This is a genomic window from Sorangium aterium (genome assembly GCF_028368935.1).
Classification (GTDB): domain Bacteria; phylum Myxococcota_A; class Polyangia; order Polyangiales; family Polyangiaceae; genus Sorangium; species Sorangium atrum.
Window position 1 is genome coordinate 1563937 of sequence record NZ_JAQNDK010000003.1, and the last position, 16450, is coordinate 1580386.

Here is a 16450-nt window from a genome sequence, read left to right on the forward strand (position 1 = left end):
CCCACATCCCCGATCAAGGTTGATAGACCCATGGCGAAGGTTCTGGAACTTCCGAAGCTGTCCCCGACCATGGAGGAGGGGCAGATCAGTGCCTGGCACAAGAAGGAAGGCGACGCGATCGACATCGACGATCTGCTCGCAGAGGTCGAGACCGACAAGGCGACCATGGAGTACAAGTCCTTCGATCGAGGGACGTTGCTCAAGATCCTCGTGCCTGCGGGCAGCGTGGTTCAGCTCGGCCAGCCTGTCGCGATCATCGGCGCCCCGGGCGAGGACGTAAGCGCCCTCGCCGGTGGGAGCGGCGGCGCCGCCGCGGCGAAGCCGAGCGCGGCGGAGGCTCAGCCCAAGGGAGAGCGCGCCGCGCCGCCGGCCGGCGGCGACGCGCCCGTGACGAGCCCGCCGCCAGCGGCGCGCGGAGAGGCGGTCTCGCCGCCCACGCAGCCGGCCGCGCCGCAGCCGTCGTCGAACGGGCGCGTGAAGGCGTCGCCCTACGTGCGGAAGCTCGGCCGAGAGCGCGGGCTCGACCTCAGCAGCGTCGCCGGCAGCGGCCCGCGCGGGCGCATCGTCGCGCGCGACCTCGAGGGGCTGAAGCCGGCGCCGGCCGCCGCGGCGGCCAAGGCGACCGCCCCTGGCGAGCTCGCTGCGCCGGAGGTGCGGCCGCTCAGCATGATGCGCAAGGCGATCGCCCGGCGCCTCACCGAGTCCAAGCAGACGGTCCCGCACTTCTACCTCTCGATCGACGTCGACGCCGATCCGCTGAACGCGCTGCGCGAGCAGATCAACGCGGATCTCGCCGCGACCGCCGCCGAGGGGGAGAAGCCGGCCAAGGTCAGCTTCAACGATCTCCTCGTCAAGGCGTGCGCCATCGCGCTCGTGCGCGTCCCGGAGTGCAACGCGCAGTTCACCCCGGACGCGATCCTCGTCCACCAGCGCGTCGACATCTCGGTCGCGGTCGCCGTCCCCGAAGGCCTGGTCACGCCGGTGGTGCGCGACGTCGATCGCAAGCAGGTGCTCGACATCGCGGCCGAGGTACGCGAGCTCGCCGGGCGGGCCAAGGCGAAGAAGCTGCGGCCCGAGGAGATGGCGAACGGCACGTTCTCGATCTCGAACCTCGGCATGTACGGGATCGACAACTTCGGCGCCGTCATCAACCCGCCCGAGGGCGCCATCCTCGCCGTGGGCCAGGTCCGCCAGGAGCCCGTCGTGCGCGGCGAGCAGATCGTGCCGGGCCGCCGCCTGAGCATGACGCTCTCCTGCGATCATCGCGTCGTCGACGGCGCGGTCGGCGCGACCTTCCTCAAGGTCCTGCGCCAGCTCCTGGAGCACCCGACGCAGATCCTGCTCGGCTAGCTCCGCACACCCAGGCTCAAGGAATATCCAGGGCGCAGCGAACGCCGGGGCTCGTCGCCCCGGCGTCCTCCTTGCGCGGCGCTCATGTGGCCCCGGCGCTGCTCCCGAGGGCGTCGCCGAGGCGCGCAAGGTTCCGCGAGAAGATCTGCACGGACGGGTGCGACGGCCCGAGCGCCTTCGTGGCGATCGCCACGGCGCGCTCGATCTGCTGCCACGCTCCCGACAGATCGCCGAGCGCCTGCAAGACGCGCCCGAGGTTGTTCACGATGCTCGCCACGACCGGATGATCCGGGCCGTACGTGGCTTGCGCGATGCCGAGCGCGCGCTCCAGCTGCTCGCGCGCTCCGGGCAGCTCACCGAGCGCTTGCAGCACGCTGCCGAGGTTGTTGCAGCCGATCGCCACCGCCGGGTGGTCCGGGCCGTAGGTCGCCTCGGCGATCTTCAGCACGCGCGCGAAGTTCGCGCGCGCGCCCTCGAGGTCGCCGAGGTCGCGCAGCACGCTGCCGAGGTTGTTGATGTCCCGCGCCACGTCCGGGTGGTCCGGCCCGTAGGTGTCCTCGACGATCGCGAGCGCGCGCTCGAAGTCGGCGCGCGCGCCGGCCAGGTCGCCGAGATCGCGCAGCACGCGCCCGCGGTTGTTCAGCGCGAGCGCGAAGCGCGGGTGGTAGAGGCCGTAGCTGTGCTCGTCGATCTTGAGGGCCTCCTCGAACTGATCGCGCGCTCCCTTGAGGTCGCCGAGATCGTGGAGCAGCCGACCGAGGTTCGTGCGCCCGATCGCGACCGTCGGGTGATCCGGACCGTAGGCGCGGATGTCGATCGCGAGCGCCCGCTCGAGGTGCACGCGCGCGCCCGCGAAGTCGCCGAGGTCGCGGAAGAGCGCGCCCAGGTTGTTGAGCCGTATCGCGACGCTCGGATCGTCGGGGCCGTACGTCGCCTCGTCGATGGCGAGGGCGCGCTCCAGGTGCTTGCGGGCGCCCGGCAGATCGCCCTGATCCATGAGCACGCTGCCGAGGTCGTTCACGTCGCGCGCGACGTCCGGGTGATCGGGGCCGAAGCTCGCGATGTCGATCGCCAGCGCGCGCTCCAGGTGCGCCCGCGCGCCGCCGAGATCGCCGAGGTCGTGGAGGACGCTGCCGAGGCTGCGCAGCACGGCCGCGACCTTCGGATCGTCGTGGCCGAACACCGCCTCGTGGAGCGCGAGCGCCCGCTCCAGGTACCCCTTCGACTCCGCGAACGCGGCGCGCCCCTGCAGGTAGACGGCGAACCGGGCGAGGAGCCGCCCGCGCACCTCCCTCGCGACGTCGTGCGCTTCGGCCTGGCTCGCCGCGGCGAGCGCGTGCGGCAGCCATCGGGCGCAGAAGGGCCACGTCTCCACCTCGTCGCTGCTCTCGGGGAACGCGTGGTCGACGAGCCGGACCGCCGCCTCGGCCCACACCTTCCGGTCCTCGGGCGAGAGGCGATCGCGGACCACCGCCTGGACGAGGCGGTGCACGGAGAGCGCGCCTTCGTGCACGTCGATGAACGAGTAGCGGCGGAGCGCGGCGACCGCCTCGTCGAGCATCAGCGGATCGCTCAGCGCCTCCGCCAGCGCCGCCGGCAGGTGCGGCGCGGCGTCGGCGAGGCCCTCGCGCGGGATGTCATCGGGCGCCAGGTACGCGCACAGGCTCAAGAGGTCGACCGCGACGGGCGAGAAGCGCTGCGCCTCCTGGAACGCGAGGCCCCAGGTCGTGGCGATCGGCGTCGGGTAGTCCATCGGCATGCCGCGGAGCAGGAGCCCGCGCTGGTGATCGCCGAAGGCGGCGTGGTAGGTCGCGATCGACGATCCCGTCTCCTTGATGGTCGCCGCGGCCTGCACCAGCGCGAGGGGGAGATCCCCGAGCGTCTCGGCGAGCTTCTCCGCGGCGCGCGCGTCGCTCTGCCCTGTCCGATCGAGCAGGAACTTCACCGAGTCGGCGCGGTCGAGCGCCGGAACGGTGAGCGGGGTGGCGATGCCGCGGAAGCTCGGGTTGCGCGAGGTGATGAGGATGTGCCCGGTGCGCGGGTGCGGCAGGTACGGGGCGACGTCCTGCGGATCGTTCACGTTGTCGAAGATGAGGAGCCACTTGTCGTTGCGCGACAGCCACGATCGGGCCGCCTCGATCGCGATCCGGTGATCGGCCTCGTTCTGCTCTGGCAGGTCGAGGGCCGCGGCGAGGCGCGCGAAGTCCTCGGCCGCCATGGCCGGCTCCTCGGCGCGGATCCACCAGACGACGTTGTACTGGCTCGCGTACCGGTGCGCGTACTCGGCGACGAGCTGCGTCTTGCCGACGCCGCCGAGTCCGCTGATCGACTGCGTGAGCGCCGCGGGCCCCCCCGTCGTGAGCGTGCTCCGCAGCTCGCTCAGGAGCTGGTCGCGCCCGGTGAAGCCCGGGTTGCGCGGCGGCAGCTTCTTGATGTGCGGCTCCGCGTCGGGCGAGCTCGACGGCCTTCGAGCGGCCGGCCGCTGCGTCGGCGGCTCCGTCTCGCGGACGGCGCTCCGGATCCCCTTCGCGATCTCCGTGAACGCCTCGCTCTGGTTGGGGTAGCTCGTCACGGGCCGCGCGCGGCTCGGCAGCGGCTGCAGCGCACCGAGCAGCGTCTTCTCCCAGGCGCAGGGCCGCAGGATCACGGGGATGACCCGGCACTCGCCGGCCTCGTGGCGAGCGATCGCCTCCCGCATCTCCGCAGAGAGCCACGCGTCGGTGGAGAGGAAATCCGCGCTCACGAGCAGCAGCACGACCCGGGCCTCGCGCAGCCTCGCCGCGGTCGCCTCTCGCCGCTCCCTCCCTCCGCCGAGCGCGAAGCCCTGGTAATTCCGGATGACCCCCTGCCGTTTCAGCGCGTCGAGGTGGGTCTCGATCTTGGGCCGCAGGTCCTCGTCCCTCGGAGAGTAGGAGAAGAACACATCGGCGGGGCTCGTCGCCAAGGCAACCATAGTTCCTCTCGCGGGCCTTAAAGTCTCACGACGGACCTGACGCGCAACGAGAATACGCGGTCGGAAAAGACCCAGGAAGAGACGGTAGTTGACGCTGTCGGCGGATACATGCGGGTCGAACCTCCATCGTCTCGTGGGGGGCTTGCCTTACCCCGACTCCGGCTCCGTCCTACCTTCGCGCTCCTCTTCCGTGCTCGGGGAGATCCGGCCGGAAGCCTGAACGATGCGGCGCGCCGCTTCCATCCATCGCCGCCGATCGTCCCGCCGCAGCTGGTTGCGGACGACGATCTTCACGAGGCGGTGAACGCTGAGGGCGTGCGGCCGCACCTCGATCAGCGAGTGCAGCCGCAGCATCGCGATGGCGTCGTCGAGCGCGAGCGGATCGTACTCGCCGAGCGACCGCCGAGGGATCGCGTCCATCGGCAGGAACGAGCACAAGCTGAGGAGCTCTGCCGCTGCCTGGTGGCTGAACACGGCCGCGAGCGCGCTCTCCCAGGCGGTCGCGACCGTCACCGGGAAGCTGGCGGGGCGCTCCAGGAGCGCGGCCGGCCGCTGGCGGAACAGGGCGAGGTACTCCGCGAGCGGGCGTCCCGTCTCCTCGATGTACGCGCCGGCCTGCGCCAGGGCGAGCGGCAGATCGCCGAGCTCCTCTGCGAGCGCGTCGGCCGACTCCGCGTCGGTCTCGCCCGTGCGCTGGAGCAGGAAGCGCACCGACTCGGCGCGCTCGATACCGCGGACGTTCACCGTCGTGAGGCCGCGCCAGATAGGGTTCTGCGACGTCGTGAGCACGCGGCCGCCGTGGGAGACGCTCGGGATATAGGGCTCGACCTCGCTCGGGTCGCGCACGCCATCGAAGAGGAGGAGCCAGCGCCCGCGACGCCCGAGCTTGGCGCGCACCGCGGCGACGGCGCGCGCGGGATCCAGCTGCTCGTGCTCGGGCAGCCTCATCTCCGCGGCGAGCGTGACGAAGGAGGCGTCCATCGTCGCCTGGCTCTGGCCGTCGATCAGGAAGACGGTGTCGTAGGCGCCGGCGTTGCGGTACGCATGCTCGATCGCGAGCTTGGTCTTGCCGGTGCCGCCGAGCCCGCAGAGCGGCGCCACGCCCCGCCTGGCGAGCGCGGCGCCGATCTCGGCGAGCAGATCGTCGCGCGCGGCCAGGTTCCGGCTGGTCGACGCGGGGACGCCCCAGATCCCGGGCGGCGGTGGCACCTCTGAATGGCTCACCGGCTGGGTGCCGGCGCTCGGTGAGCTCAGGAGGGGTTTTGGGTGAGCTGCTCGACCTGCTTTCGGATGCCCTTTGCGATGTCGGTGAACGCCTCGCTCTGGTTGACCCAGCTCGTCACCGGGCGCCCGCCCCGCGGCAAGCTGGCCAGCCTGCCGAAGGGCGCGCCCTCCCAGTCGCAGGCGTCGAGGATGACGGGGATGACGCGCGCCTCACCCCGATCGTGGCGCTCGATCGCCTTCTGCATCTCGACGTCGTAGCAGAAGTCCGACGCGAGGAAGTCCGCGCTGATGAGCAGGAGGATGACCTTCGCGGTCTCGAGGTGCTCGGCGAGCGCCGCGTCGCGCTCCTCGCCAGCGCCGATCTCGCCGTCGTGCCAGCCGCGGATGACGCCCTTGCGCTTGAGGATGGCGAGGTGCGTCTCGAGCTTGTCGCGCAGCTCGCGGTTGCTCTCCGAGTACGAGAAGAACACCTCGATCGGGCTCGCCGGGGGCTCGGAGACGCGCTCGCGCCGCGACCCTTCGAGCGCCCCCGTCATCGTGACCGTGTCGTCGTACGCGGCCGAGTCGGGCGGGAGGTCGTACGGCGCGCCGAGCGGCGACGAGGAGGGCGGGAGCTCGAGATCGGGGATCGGGGGCGGAAGGATCGAGCGGCCGCGCGACGTGACCGCGCGCGGCCGGGGCGCGCACGTGCGATCGAGGAGCGCGAGCACCCGGTCGTGGCTGCCGTCGGGGGTGTCGTAAGGCAGGAGCAGGAACCCCATGTCCGCGAGCGTCTTGCGGCGGAGCGGCGTCAGGCTCGCGCCCGGGGCGATGACGAAGCGGGGCGGCGGCGAGGCGCCCGAGAGCGCGTGGATGTCCGCCAGCATCTCGTCGAAGTTGCCGTCGGCGCGCCCGAAGCCGATGAAGAGCACGGGGCACCTCGAGAGCACGGTCGTGAGCGACTTGCGCACGTCGGGCGGCGCGATCGACGCGAGGAAGCGCTCGCGCGCGAACACCCAGCTGTGCGGCTCCTTCAGCGTGCCGTGCAGCTTGAGGATGAACCGCCGCCGCCACGCGACCTCGTCGGTGACGCGCCACAGGGTGTCCCACTCGAAGCCGAAGGCGCGCTCGAGCAGGTGGTTCAGGTTCGTGGTGAGCACGGCGCGCAGCTTGTCTCGCAGCGCGGCGATCGCGATCGCGATCCGCGGCGGCTCGAGCCCCTCGTCGTCGAGCGCATCCTCGACGAACGCGTTGAACTCCGCTGGGCCGAGCGCTTGCTCCGCCGCGCCCAGCGCCTCGCTGTAGCGCTGCGATCGCGCGAGCGCCGCGACCTCGGCGATCGCGACCTCGTCGCTGGCCTGCTCGCGCACCCTCTCGACGAGCAGGTCGACGAGCTGACGCCACGTCGGCAGCCCGGCCGCGGCCGAGATGCCTCCCCCCACGAAGAGCACGAGCTCTCCGCTCTCGAGCGCCTCATGCAGCGCCTCGATCACCGCGGCGTCGACCTCCGCGCTCACCGTGTTCGCGTTGTCCATAAGGGTTGACATCGAGCCCCTCGAGTCTATCGCTCCTCGGCGCCCAGCGCACTTTTGCGGCGCGTCGCGCGGCGAGCGCCGTGCGTGACGCGCGGCGAAGGTGCGGCGCAAAAGTGCGTCGCGTGACGCAGGGTCGACCGCCCGACCAGGCGGCCCGCTGTGTTCGTGACGTCCCAGACGACCGACCGCCCCCTCGAGCGGAGTCGGAAGAGCTGAAACAGTCCGCGAGGCTGGAGCATGCTACGTCTCCGACATGCGCCCGGCGGCCCTCTTCACGCTGGCCACGGTGGCCTCGCTCGTCGCCTTCTCCCTGGCCGGCGCGGCCGCTCCACCACCCCGCGCGCGGCGCGCCCCGCGCCTCCCGGCGCGCCCGGAGGCCGCGCTCTCGGCGGGCGCCGAGGGCCAGCGCGCGCGCTCGCCCGCGAGCGTCGTCGCGCTGCGCGCGCCCGGCCCGCCCGCCGTCCTCGTGCGCGCAGGGAGCTTCATGATGGGATCGAGCGAGGTCGAGATCGCGCACGCGGTGACGCTCTGCAAGCTCGAGCCGGCCGGTGAGCTGTGCGTCGACGAGACCGAGGCGAGCTTCGCGAATGAGCTCGTGCCCCACGAGGTGTACCTGTCGGATTTCTGGATCGATCGAACCGAGGTGACCGTCGCGAGCTACCGCCGGTGCGTCTCGGCCGGCGTCTGCGCCGAACCTCCGTACGCCTCCGGCGGGCAGCGGTTCGATCGGCCCGGGTATCCGGTGGTGCTCGTCTCGTGGAGCGACGCGCAGCGCTACTGCGGCTGGGCCGGCGGTCGCCTGCCGACCGAGGCCGAATGGGAGCGGGCTGCGCGCGGCGTGGCCGGGCGCCGCTACCCGTGGGGCCATGTCTACAACCCTTTCCACGCGAACCACGGGAGGCTGTCGTTCGACGAGCTCGACGACGGCGACGGCTTCCTCGAGCTCGCGCCCGTCGGCTCGCTCGTGGCCGGCCGCACCCCCGACGGCATCGACGACCTCGCCGGCAACGTCGAGGAGTGGGTCGCTGATTACTACCATCCCGAGTATCCAAGCGGCAGCGCGAAGAACCCGCGTGGGCCCGACATGGGGGAGGAGCGCGTGCTGCGGGGCGGCAGCTACATCCTGGGCCGGCCCTGGCTGCGCGGCGCCGCGCGGGGGCACGACTCACCGACCAGCCGCCGCGCGTGGCGCGGCTTCCGCTGCGCCCGCGACGCCTGAGCCCTGGCGGACGACGCTCGATCCCAGGAGCGCGGCGGTGGGCCGCCGCGCGGGCCGAGGCGCGCGGCGGTTGGCCGCTGCGCCGGAAGAGCCCATACTGCGCCCGTGAGGATCGCGCACCTCTCCGACCTGCACCTCCTCTCCCTCGAGGGGGCCATCCCGTTCCGGCTCCTGAACAAGCGTCTCACGGGCTACCTCAACCTCCGCTTCCGGCGCCACGCCATCCACAAGCCGCACGCGGTGCAAGCAGCGGCGCGGGAGATACGGCGGCTCGGCGTGGACCACGTCGTCATCACCGGCGACGTCTCGAACCTCGCGCTCGAGCGAGAGTTCGTCCTGGTCCGCAACTTCTTGCAGAGCGATCTCGGTCTTCCTCCCGAGCGGGTGAGCATCGTCCCGGGGAACCACGACGCGTACACGAAGGGCGCGCACCGCTCGCAGCGCTTCTCTCGGTACTTCGCGCCGTACCTGCGCTCCGACCTCGTCCTCGACGCGCCTGGGAAGAGCGACGACGGCGGGGCCGGCCGCGATGACGCAGGCTCGGCGTTCCCCTTCGTGCACCTGCGCGGGCCGGTCGCGATCATCGGCCTCTCGACCGCCTGGCCGCGTCCCCCGCTGGTGGCATCGGGGCGGCTCGGGCCGGTCCAGCTGCGCGCGCTCGAGCGGGTGCTAGCGCACCCGGAGGTGCGACGGCGAACGCCGGTCGTGCTCCAGCACCACCCCTTCCACAACCCGGCGAGCCGGGCGAAGACCTTGCTGGAAGGCCTGGGTGACGCCGCGGCCGAGGGGCGGTTGCTGCGGCAGGTTCGCCGCGGCTTGCTGCTGCACGGGCACCTGCACCGGCGCATTCACCGCAAGCTGCACACCGAGCGGGGTCACATCGACGCCGTGGGCGCAACCAGCGCTTCGCTCCTTCACGACAGCGATGAACGGATGGCCGGGTTCAATGTCTACGAGATCGACGACGCGGGGACGATCGGGGGCATCACGTCGCACCGCTTCGTCCCGGGTCAAGACGCGTTCCGCGAGGTCCCGGTCCCCGAGCGATGAGCCCGCCGCGCGCTCGGCCGTCCGCCGAGCGCTCCCCTTCGAATCGACGCTCCGCCGAGCGCCCCACCGGAGCCGCGCGCAATCCATCCGCTACACGCAGGACCCTCCAAGCGGGCGCGCGATGTTCGGGGCTCGGCGATGCCGTGACTCGACCGCAGCGGGGGCGCTGCGCGGGCAATCCGGTGGGGCTCTGGTCAGGAGGAAAGTCAGGCGGTGGCGCGGATCACGTTGACCGCCTGCAGACCTTTGGGACCTTCTTTGATCTCAAATTCAACGGTCTCGTCTTCGAAAAGACGGCGGCGCCCCTCCCCGTTGATCTGCGAATAGTGAACGAAGACGTCGGGGCCAGTCTCTTGCTTGATGAAGCCCCAACCCTTCTCGTCGTTGAACCACTTAACCTTGCCAACTGCCATATTTCCTCCACTTCAGAGCTCGTCGATACCCGAGGCGCGCAGGCTGGCAGTCGGGAGGTGACCACGGGTGCGGTCCCTGATTCCGATGCGGGCTTGGCTGCATGCAGCAAACCCCCCTCGTAGACAGATCCAGCTTGCGCAGGGCGGCTGCCCAGCCGCTGGTTGATGTGCGTGCGCGGCGACTTCGACGATTCTCCCCGGTCCGAGCGGGCGCCAACGTAAACGGCTCGATGCGCCAAGGTCAAGCAGCGATGATGGTTCGGCCGGTGCTTACGCGAGGCAGTACCGCTTCACCGGCAGTCTCCGGTTGCAGCAGCCTCCGACGAGAATTTCGCGCCGTACAGCGGATCCCGACGGCAGTACACGATCACGCGTGGTGACGGCGCGCCGTGGGGTGCGAAGCAGGATTCGCGCAACCGTCAAGATTTGCGCTCTTATCGAAGAGCCTTGTCCTTCGACCCGCGCAGGGCGTCGCGTGATCCGTGCGGGCCTCGCCATGTCACGCAGCGAGCCTCGCACGTCGGGCGGCGATCTCCTGGCCTCCGCCGCGATGGGGCGCGACTCGGGGCGCGCTCCTCGTGCAGCGCGCTCGCCGAGCGCGAGCCAGGAGCCCGCCGAGCGCGAGCCAGGCGCTTGCCGAACCTTGCAAAGAACATCGATCGAGCGCCTCACCTGAGCAGGCGGCCTGCTCGGAGGGCGCCAGGCGCCGGGCGGCGCAGGCTCAGCCTGTTCGACGAGGTGGTCCCGACGCACGGCTGGTCCGGAAACTCGGCGGATCGATCCCAGGACCGGCGTCGCACGCTCGACCTGCACCGCGCTGCATGCGCTCAGGGGCGCAGGCGGCTCAGTCCCGGGCTCGAGCCCGCTCGCCGCCCGGGAGCAGGAATCGAAGGCACCTCGTTGACATGTCTGTTCGAGCTTGCTCGTATGGCGTGGCGAGGGCATCGGGTCTCACCTCCGCCCTGGCCCCGCGAGGCGACGAGATGTTCTCGGTGATCATCAGCGAGAAGGGGGGCGCGGAGCGCCGCGAAACCTTCGACCGGACAGAGATCAACGTCGGCCGCGTGCAGGGCAACGACCTGATGCTGCCGAAGGGCAACGTGTCGAAGCGGCACGCTCGGCTGCTCTTCCGCGACGGGCGCTTCATCGTCACCGATCTCAAGAGCACGAACGGCACGTACGTCAACGGCCGGAAGATCGCTCAGGCGACGATCGTCCGCGAAGGCGACAAGATCTACATCGGCGACTTCGTGCTGCGGATCGAGACGGCGGCGGCCGGGACGGCCCCTCCGGACAGCACCGCGCCTCCGCGCGCGCCGGAAGAGATGTCCGGAGAGCCGGGACCTCTGCCCGATCGCGGGCCGCCGCCGTCCGCCGAGAAGGGGCTGCACCGGTCGGCGCCGCTGCCGCTGATCAACGAGAGGGGCGAGCCGTCGCGCACCAGCCAGGGCGTGATCAGCCACTTCCCCCTCGAGAACGATCCGGACGAATCGGTCGATGCGGCCGCGGCCATCCCCGTCCCCGGTCCGCCGCGCATCCCCTCGCCTCGCCCGCCCCTCTCGCCGAGCGGCGCGTCCGTCCCGCCGCTGCCTGCGCACCCGGCGGCGACCAACGCCCCGCCGGCGCGCGACGGCCGCGCCGTCAACGCCGCCATCCCGCCCCCACAGGCGCCGCGCCCGTACGCGACAGCGACCCCGCTGCCGGCGCAGAGCGCAACGAGCACCGCCGCGGTGTCGCCGCAGGGCGCCTCGAACGTCGCCGTCCACCCCAGCGTGGTCCCCATCCCGAGCCGGCGGGCCATCCCGCCCGTCTCGGATCGGGTCGACCGGGGACAGGGGGACTCGGCGCAAGCCGTGGCGCACCGCCGGGCGCTCGGGCGCCTCATGGAGCGGCTCGCCGACGTGGTCGACCTCGCGGCGCTCGACAGCGGCGCCCCGCCGGACAGCGCGCTCGCCCCGCGCATCACGCAGGCGATCGCCGCGGGCGCGGAGGCGCTGCGCGCGGCGGGCGAGCTCCCCCCCGAGGTCGACGTCGAGGCGCTCCTGGCCGACGCGCAGCGGGAGCTCTTCACGCTCGGTCCGCTCGATCGCTTGCTCGAAGACGCCGAGGTGAGCGAGATCCAGGTGTTCCGCTACGACCACGTGATCGCGATGCACGGGCGCCGGCGCGTCATCGCAGAGGTCGGGTTCAGCAGCGAGCGCGCGGTCGGCCGGGCCATCCGCCGGCTCTGCATGACGGCCGGCCAGCCGATCGAGGCGGGCGCGAGCTTCATCGAGCGGACCCTGCCGAAGGGGCGCCGGCTGTTCGCCGTGCTGCCGCCGGCCGCGAGCTCCACCCTGGTGATCCGGAAGCCGCAGCGCCCCGACGTCACGCTGGACGACCTGGTGCGCAACGGGACGATCTCGCGCGCGATGGCCGGGCTGCTCGCCCAGTGCGTGCTCGGTCGCGGCAACCTCCTCGTCACCGGGACGCGGGACGCCGGGACGGGCTGGCTGCTCGGCGCGCTCGCTGCCGCGGCGCCGCCCGACGACCGGTTCGTGGTGCTCCAGGAGGAGGACGAGCTGGCCCTCGATCAGCCGAACACGCTGTCCATCGCGCTCGGCGCCACGACGGACGAACGCACCCGGGCCGTGCGGGCGGCCGTGCGGATCCGGCCGGAGCGGGTCGTCGTGAGCTCGTTCTCGGGCCACGTTGCGGCCGAAATCGTGGACGCCATCGGCGGCGGCATGGACGGCGTGCTCGCGGCCTCACGGGCGCCGACGCTGCGGCAGGCAGTGACGAGGCTCCCCGCCGACATCGCCGCGACCCGCCCCGGGATCACGCCGGAGACGGCGCGCGAGTGGCTGGCCTCGTCCTTCGACCTCGCGATCGAGATCGCGCTGCTCCGCGACGGTCGCCACCGCGTGCTCCGCATCGCGGAGCTCGCGGTGGAGGGCGGGCAGATCGCCATTCGCGACGTCTTCACGTTCGTGGTCGAGCGGACGGCCGCCGGCGGCGCGCTCGAGGGGACGTTTCACCCCTCCGGGCTGGTGCCGGACATCGTGGAAGATCTTCAGTCCCGCGGGCTCAGCGTCGATACGTCGACCTCGTTCCGACGAAATCGCTAGCGGCTGGCTGTACAAACGGCGGCCGGCGCGAAGCACGCAGAGCACGCGGAACCCGCGAGATGAGAGCGTCTTGACGGGCGCCAGCTAGGAACGGAGGTTATGATGCTCAGTAGCCATGGCCATCCGCACCATCCTCCACTATCCCGACCCGCGCCTGCGCCAGAAGGCACAGCCGGTCGGGGACATCACGCCCGAAATCACGAAGCTTATCGACGACATGGCCGAGACCATGTACGCGGCGCCCGGCGTCGGCCTTGCGGCCACGCAGATCGGGGAGCCACACCGCGTCTTCCTCGTTGACATCGCCGCGGACAACGAGCCGAGCAACCTCCTCGTGTTCATCAACCCGGAGATCGTGCGCCAAGAGGGGCAGCTGACCGGCCCCGAAGGGTGCCTCTCGTTCCCTGGCATCAGCGAGGACATCAAGCGAGCCGAGCGCGTCACCGTCCGCGCCCGCGGCCGCGACGGGGCGACGTTCGAGATCGCGGCCGACGGCCTGCTCGCCGTGGCCGTCCAGCATGAGCTCGACCACCTCGACGGCGTGCTGATGATCGACCGGATGGGCACGCTCAAGAAGCGCATCGTCCAGCGGAAGATGCAGAAGCGCGGCGCAGAAGCCGCGAGCTGACCGGCCCGGGCGCCCTGCGCTCAGCTGCGCGCCGGGAAGGCAAGCGGGCCGTTGACGTACGCGTCGCGGCCGCAGAGCTCCCAGCGAGGATCGACGATCCGGGGTGCGTCGCCTGGCGTGTCCGGGCCGGCCCAGTCGACAGCGCCCGGTCGGCCGCGGGGGCCGAGCAGGATCGGGGCGACGAAGGCGTGCAGCTCGTCGGGCAGGCGCGACGCGAGCAGGCTGCCGGCGAGCTCGGCGCCTCCTTCGACCAGGATGGAGACGATCCCCTGCGAGGCGCAGAGGCGCATCGCGGCGGTCACGTCGACCCGGCCCTCCGCCGAGGTTGGCGCGCGCAGGACGACGCAGCCAGCGTCGACGAGCACCTGCTCCGCCTCCTCGGGCGCGTCGGCGCCCGTGAGCACCCAGGTCGGCACCTCCCGCGCCGTCTGGGCGAGGCGCGTGTGGAGCGGCAGCCTGAGCCGCGTATCGAAGACGAGCCGGATGGGGCTCCGCCCCCCGGGCGCGAGCGCAGGCTCGCGCAGGGTGAGCCGAGGGTCGTCGGCGAGCGCCGTGCCGATCCCGATCGCCACCGCGTCGTGGCGCGAGCGGAGCTCCTGGACCTTGGCGCGCGCCTCGGGGCCGGTGACCCACTTCGAGGCGCCCGTGCGGGTCGCGATGCGACCGTCCAGCGACAGGGCGAGCTTGAGCGTGATGTGGGGGATGCCCGTCGTGATGAACTTGGTCCAGGGCGCGATCAGCGCGCGAGCCTCGGCGCCGGCCACGCCCATCTCCACGGCGAGCCCGGCGTCGCTGAGCCGCTGCGCCCCGCCGCCGACGACCGCAGGGTTCGGATCGGGCGCGCCGACAACGACGCGCTTGATGCCGGCGCTCAGCACCGCATCCACGCAGGGCGGCGTGCGCCCCTCGTGGTTGCAGGGCTCCAGCGTCACGTAGAGCGTCCCGCCGCGCGCCGCGTCGCCGGCGGCCGCGAGCGCCAGCCCCTCCGCGTGCTCCTCGCCCGCGCGCGCGTGGTGCGCGACGGCGACGACCTCCCCTGCGGCGTTCAGCACCACCGCGCCGACCGGGGGGTTCGGCGACGGCATCGCCTTGTGCGCCTCCTCGATGGCGAGGCGCATCATCGCGACGTCGAGCTCGGGATCGGGGCTGGGGGGCTTCGCAGACATCGAAGTGCCGGATCTACTAGGGCGCCTTGGCCTTCACAAGCTTGCCAAGCTCGACCATGAACTGGTCAATGTCCCGGAAGGAACGATAAACACTTGCGAACCGGACATAGGCGACCTCATCGAGGGTACGCAGGTGGTTCATGACCCGTTCGCCCAGCTCGGTCGACAAGATCTCCCGCCGCTCCGACTCCTGCGCCTCGCGCTCGATCGCGTCGGCGATGGCCTCGATCTGATCGGTGGACACGGGCCGCTTGTTGCACGCGATCCGCAGCCCTCGCACGAGCTTCTGCCGGTCGAACGACTCGCGCCGACCGTCCTTCTTGACGACCGTCGGCAGGATGTCCTCGACGCGCTCGTACGTCGTGAACCGGCGCTCGCACGAGGCGCACTCGCGCCGACGCCGGATCACCTCACCCGCGCCGCCAGCGCGGGAGTCGATGACCCGGTCCTCGAGATGGCCGCAAAATGGGCACTTCATCGAGTCATCCAGCGCGGCGCGCGATCAGCCGTCGAACTGGGAGAACACGAGCGACACGTTGGTGCCACCGAACCCGAACGAATTCGACATCACATGCTTCAGGCGGCGCTCGCGAGAGGTGAACGGCACGTAGTCGAGGGTGCACTCGGGGTCGGGATCGTCCAAGTTGAGCGTCGGCGGCACGGCGCCGTGGCGCAGCGCGAGAGCGCAGACCGCCGCTTCGACCCCACCTGCGCCCCCGAGCAGGTGGCCCATCGCGGATTTCGTCGAGCTCACCCAGAGGCGCTTCGACGCCGCGTGATCGCCGAACGTCTTGAGGATCGCCCGGGTCTCCTCGATGTCCCCCTGCGGGGTCGAGGTGCCGTGAGCGTTGATGTAGTCGATCGCGTCCGGCGCGAGCTTGGCGTCGTCGAGCGCCATCTTCATCGCTCGCTGCGCCCCGGCGCCGTCGGGCGCCGGCTTCGTGATGTGGTACGCGTCGCACGAGGCGCCGTACCCGACGACCTCTGCGTAGATCTTCGCGCCGCGCTTCTTCGCATGGGAGAGCGACTCGAGCAGCAGCGACCCGGCGCCCTCGGAGCAGACGAAGCCGTCGCGTCCCTTGTCCCAGGGGCGGCTCGCCCGCTGCGGCTCGTCGTTGCGCCTCGAGAGGGCGAACATCGCGCAGAAGCCGCCGATGCCAAGGCCCGTGATCGTCGCCTCCGCGCCGCCCGTGAGCATGATGTGCGAGCGACCTCGGCGGATCCACTCGAACGCCTCTCCGAGCGAGTGCGCGCTCGATGAGCACGCGCTCGTGTTGCAGTAACTCGCGCCCCGCAGGTCGAGCGACAGCGCCACCTGCCCCGCGGCGAGGTTGGCGATGACCGTCGGGATGAAGTAGGGGCTGACCTTGTGAGGCCCCTTCTCGTGCAGCGTGATCGAGTGCTGGAACAGGTACTCGAGGCCCCCGAGGCCGACACCGATGAACGTGCCGCACTGATCGCGGTCCTCGTCGGTGAGCTCGATCCCCGAGTCCTGCATGCACATCTGCGATGCGGCGACGGAGAGCTGGGCGAAGCGGCCCATCTCCTTCACCTTCTTCTTGGGGATGTACTCCTCAGGCACGAAGCCCTTCACCTCGCCGGCGAAGCGCGTGGGAAACGTGCTCGCGTCGAAGAGGGTGATGGGTGCGATACCCGACTGACCAGCCAGCAAAGATTGCCAGGTGGCCTGCGTCCCGAGGCCGTTGGGCGTAGCGAGCCCGATGCCGGTGATGACAACGCGTTCCATGGCTCTTCTTGCCCTAGCGCCACCACAGAGGTGAGAGCGCGTGCATCGGCGAAGAGCAGACCCTTCGCTGACTCACGCG

At 71.4% G+C, this 16450-nt stretch carries 12 protein-coding genes; 5 read left to right on the plus strand and 7 right to left on the minus strand.

Annotated features, from left to right (window positions below; all coding sequences use genetic code 11):
- The first annotated feature begins 30 nt into the window (after window positions 1–30).
- A complete protein-coding gene (locus POL72_RS30155) occupies window positions 31–1350 on the plus strand; it encodes a pyruvate dehydrogenase complex dihydrolipoamide acetyltransferase (RefSeq protein ID WP_272099576.1) in 1320 nt (439 codons plus the stop codon).
- Window positions 1351–1432: 82 nt separating this feature from the next.
- Here POL72_RS30155 and fxsT read toward each other — a convergent pair whose 3' ends face one another.
- The 3 genes from fxsT to POL72_RS30170 all read right to left on the minus strand — a co-directional run bounded on the left by fxsT (window position 1433) and on the right by POL72_RS30170 (window position 7053).
- Window positions 1433–4303 carry an FxSxx-COOH system tetratricopeptide repeat protein gene (gene fxsT / locus POL72_RS30160; RefSeq protein WP_272099577.1) on the minus strand — a complete coding sequence of 957 codons (2871 nt, stop codon included), beginning with the start codon at window positions 4301–4303 and terminating at the stop codon, window positions 1433–1435.
- Window positions 4304–4450: 147 nt separating this feature from the next.
- Window positions 4451–5527, minus strand: coding sequence for a tetratricopeptide repeat-containing protein (locus POL72_RS30165; protein ID WP_272099579.1), 1077 nt, complete (start codon window positions 5525–5527; stop codon window positions 4451–4453).
- A gap of 26 nt (window positions 5528–5553) precedes the next feature.
- The gene (locus tag POL72_RS30170) at window positions 5554–7053 is read right to left on the minus strand and encodes an SIR2 family protein (protein ID WP_272099581.1); all 1500 of its coding nucleotides are present in this window, start codon (window positions 7051–7053) and stop codon (window positions 5554–5556) included.
- A 241-nt stretch (window positions 7054–7294) separates the two neighbouring features.
- Between POL72_RS30170 and POL72_RS30175 the strand changes: the two genes are divergently transcribed.
- Window positions 7295–8260 (plus strand): formylglycine-generating enzyme family protein, encoded by a 966-nt coding sequence (locus tag POL72_RS30175; protein ID WP_272099583.1) that lies wholly within the window; start codon window positions 7295–7297, stop codon window positions 8258–8260.
- A 105-nt stretch (window positions 8261–8365) separates the two neighbouring features.
- The gene (locus POL72_RS30180) at window positions 8366–9310 is read left to right on the plus strand and encodes a metallophosphoesterase family protein (RefSeq protein ID WP_272099585.1); all 945 of its coding nucleotides are present in this window, start codon (window positions 8366–8368) and stop codon (window positions 9308–9310) included.
- Window positions 9311–9516: 206 nt separating this feature from the next.
- Here POL72_RS30180 and POL72_RS30185 read toward each other — a convergent pair whose 3' ends face one another.
- The gene (locus tag POL72_RS30185; protein WP_012236438.1) at window positions 9517–9723 is read right to left on the minus strand and encodes a cold-shock protein; all 207 of its coding nucleotides are present in this window, start codon (window positions 9721–9723) and stop codon (window positions 9517–9519) included.
- A gap of 983 nt (window positions 9724–10706) precedes the next feature.
- On the opposite strand from POL72_RS30185, the gene POL72_RS30190 reads away from it, so the two are divergent.
- Window positions 10707–12830 carry an ATPase, T2SS/T4P/T4SS family gene (locus tag POL72_RS30190; RefSeq protein ID WP_272099590.1) on the plus strand — a complete coding sequence of 708 codons (2124 nt, stop codon included), beginning with the start codon at window positions 10707–10709 and terminating at the stop codon, window positions 12828–12830.
- A gap of 115 nt (window positions 12831–12945) precedes the next feature.
- A complete protein-coding gene (gene def / locus POL72_RS30195) occupies window positions 12946–13458 on the plus strand; it encodes a peptide deformylase (RefSeq protein WP_272099591.1) in 513 nt (170 codons plus the stop codon).
- Window positions 13459–13478: 20 nt separating this feature from the next.
- Here the strand turns inward: def and ribD are convergent, their stop codons facing one another.
- Genes ribD through fabF form a run of 3 tightly spaced genes read right to left on the minus strand, consistent with a single transcriptional unit; the run spans window position 13479 to window position 16371 of the window.
- Entirely contained in the window at window positions 13479–14624 is a 1146-nt protein-coding gene (gene ribD / locus POL72_RS30200) for a bifunctional diaminohydroxyphosphoribosylaminopyrimidine deaminase/5-amino-6-(5-phosphoribosylamino)uracil reductase RibD (RefSeq protein ID WP_272099593.1), read from the minus strand.
- Window positions 14625–14640: 16 nt separating this feature from the next.
- Window positions 14641–15102 carry a transcriptional regulator NrdR gene (gene nrdR, locus POL72_RS30205; RefSeq protein WP_012236442.1) on the minus strand — a complete coding sequence of 154 codons (462 nt, stop codon included), beginning with the start codon at window positions 15100–15102 and terminating at the stop codon, window positions 14641–14643.
- A 24-nt stretch (window positions 15103–15126) separates the two neighbouring features.
- Entirely contained in the window at window positions 15127–16371 is a 1245-nt protein-coding gene (gene fabF / locus POL72_RS30210; RefSeq protein WP_272099595.1) for a beta-ketoacyl-ACP synthase II, read from the minus strand.
- Between the last annotated feature and the right edge of the window lie 79 nt (window positions 16372–16450).